Below are 295 nucleotides of genomic sequence, written 5' to 3'. Positions count from 1 at the left end.
CCGATGACGTCCTCGGCGGCGTCGCTGACCGAGAGCGCCAGGTAGCGGGTGCCCGGCGAGGAGCCGGCGGTCGTCGCGCGCCGCATCACCTCGACCCCGCCGCCGCCGGGGAGGTGGACGTCGAGCAGCACCACGTCGGGGCGGTACGCCGCCACGGCCGCGACCGCCTCGTCGACGTCGGCGGCCTCGCCGAGCACGCGGACCGCCTCGGCCCCGGCCGCCCCGCCGACAGCCCCGAGCTCCGCGATCACCCCGCGGCGGAACATCGCGTGGTCGTCGACGACCACGACCGTGA

Annotated in this window: 1 protein-coding gene; it reads right to left on the bottom strand. The window is 78.0% G+C overall.

The annotated features are described in order from the left end of the window. The coding region (locus QWY29_RS20065; protein ID WP_300962999.1) for a response regulator at positions 1–287 on the bottom strand (287 nt) is incomplete at its 3' end. Positions 288–295: the final 8 nt, after the last annotated feature.

Origin of the sequence: Nocardioides abyssi, assembly GCF_030412915.1 — a bacterium.
Taxonomy (GTDB): domain Bacteria; phylum Actinomycetota; class Actinomycetes; order Propionibacteriales; family Nocardioidaceae; genus Nocardioides; species Nocardioides abyssi.
Note: the sequence above shows the minus strand (reverse complement) of the source record. Positions and strands in the feature narration are given on the sequence as shown.